The organism is Streptomyces sp. NPDC058964 (assembly GCF_042741275.1).
In the GTDB taxonomy this organism is placed as follows: Bacteria; Actinomycetota; Actinomycetes; order Streptomycetales; family Streptomycetaceae; genus Streptomyces.
Map to the genome: position 1 here is coordinate 6,333 of NZ_JBHYKH010000388.1, position 2,341 is coordinate 8,673.

Below are 2,341 nucleotides of genomic sequence, written 5' to 3' on the forward strand. Positions count from 1 at the left end.
GTGGGCCTCTCCCGCAGTCGCGGTCGTCGGGCTCCGTGCGGCCCACGCACCAAGCCCACCCCCCCGCCACCAGGGGCCCGGTTCTCCCCGGGGGGGGGGGGCGCGGGCCCCCCGGGCCGCGGTGACGCTCACGCGCGCGCCCCTTCCGTGAGATGCCCGCCGAGGAACCGGGCGAGGGTGCCCACCGATCGCAGGGCGGGCAGGAGTTGCTGCACGGAGACCTCGCCGAGGTGCGGCAGACGGGCCTCGATACGGTCCTTCAGCTGCATGATCATCACCGAGTCGAAGCCCAGGTCCTCGTAGAAGCGGGCGGTGTGCACGACCTGTTCCAGGGGGTACGAGCCGACCTCCGCGACCGCGTCGATCACGGCGGCGAGCACGGGGTCGCGGTCCCGGGACACCGGATCGCTCGTCTCGGGCTCCACCGGCGTCGAGGTGGGCCGCGGCGGCGTCGGGCCGGGGCGCGCCCGGTCCGCCTCGCCGGCGCGCGGGACGGCCAGCGCCGGCGGTGCGGTCCAGTAGCGGTGCGCGGTGGAGAAGGAGTAGCCGCGCAGCTTCTCACCGGAGCCGGGCGTGACGTCGGGGTCGTACAGCCCCTCCCAGTCCGGGTCGAGCCCGGCGCGGTACAACCGCGCCACCAGTTCGGCGAGTTCGGTGCCGCCGGCCTCCGGGCCGGGCGCCGGGTGCAGGAACTCCACGCCGCCCGAGAGTCCGGATCGTCCGGCGAGGGGCAGCAGTTGCGGGCGCGGTCCGATCTCCACGAGGTGGGTGGGCGGGCAGACCGTCTCCAGGTCGGCGAGCGCCTGCTCGAACAGCACGGGTGACTCGGCCTGCGCCGCCCAGTAGTCGGCGTCCATCCGCTCGGCGGTGGCGAGGAGTCTGCCGTACCGGGTGGAGAACACCGGGACGCCGGGCGCCTTGGGCTCGGTGCTGCCCGCGGCCGCCCTGAGCCGGTCCAGCACCGGCCGTACCAGCGGCGAGTGGAAGGCCGCGGGTGCCCTGAGGTCACGGGTGCGGACCTGTGCCTCCTCCAGGGTCTCGGCGATCCGGGCGAGTGCCTCGGCGGTGCCGGACAGTACGGTGTCGCGGGGGCCGTTGACGGCCGCGATGTGCGCCTGCGGCTCCTCGGCGAGGAGCTGCCGCAGCGCGTCGGGCCCGGCCTGCACGGAGAGCATGGCACCGCCGGGCGGCAGGGCGTGCATGAGCCGGCCGCGCGTGGCGACCAGGTGCGCGGCCTCTTCCAGGGTGAGCGTCCCCGCGGTGACGGCCGCCGCGAACTCGCCGACGCTGTGCCCGAGCACGGCCGCGGGCCGGACGCCGAGCGCGGTGAGCGTGGCGGCGAGGGCGTACTCGACGGCGAACAGGGCGGGCTGGGTGAGTTCCCCTTCCATGCCGGGCCTCCCGCCCGCGCTGTGCTCCCCGTCCTGCCTGCCCTGCCCGTCCTGCCTGCCCTGCCCCTCCTGCCCGTCCGCCTCGTCCGCGAGGAGCAGGTCGCGTACGGACGTATCGACGTACGGCAGCAGTGCCGCGTCCGCCGCATCGAGGTGCTGCCGGTACACGGCGGACTCGCGGTACAGGCGCGCGGTCATGCCGGGGTACTGGGCGCCCTGCCCGGTGAACAGGAACGCCACGGACGGCCGGCTCCACGGCCGGTGCGCGACCTGCTCGGGAAGGCCGCTCTCGACCGCCTCGCGCAGCGCGGCCGCCAGCTCCTCGGTGTCGTGCGCGGTGACCGCGAAGCGGTACGGCAGCCCGGTCTTGACGCGGTTGCTGTGCCGGCACAGGGCGGCGGCGGAGGAACGAGGACGCCGGGCCACGGCGCCCGCCTGCTCGTCGAGGTTGCGGATCAGCGCGGCCGGTGTGTCGGCGGTGAGCGTGAACACGCCCACGCCCGGCCGGGAGCGCTTGGCGGTGGTACGGGGCGCGGGTCGCGGGGCGGAGCCCAGCACGGCGTGCGCGTTGGTGCCGCCCATGCCGAAGCTGGAGACCCCGGCGACGGCGGGACCGGGGGGCAGCCGCAGCGGCGACCTCAGCAGCCGCAGCCCGCGCTCGGCGAGCCGCAGCTGGGGGTTCTCGCGGTCCGCGAACCGGCTGGCGGGCACGATCCGGTGATGCAGTGCGAGGGCGACCTTGATGAGCCCGGCGATCCCGGCGGCACCCTCGGTGTGGCCGAGGTTGCCCTTGACCGAGCCGATCGCGCAGGGCTCGTCGCGGCCCCCGCCGTGCAGGCTGCCGAGCGCGGCGCACTCGATGGTGTCGCCGAGCGCGGTGCCGGTGCCGTGCGCCTCGATGAAGGAGACCTCGCGCGGCCCCGACCCCGAGGTGGACGGCGACGAGCGCG

Annotated in this window: 1 protein-coding gene; it reads right to left on the bottom strand. The window is 76.0% G+C overall.

Going from position 1 to position 2,341, the window contains the following annotated elements; genetic code table 11:
• Positions 1 to 128: 128 nt before the first annotated feature.
• The coding region (locus ACFW2E_RS34160) for an acyltransferase domain-containing protein (protein WP_384472005.1) at positions 129 to 2,341 on the bottom strand (2,213 nt) is incomplete at its 5' end.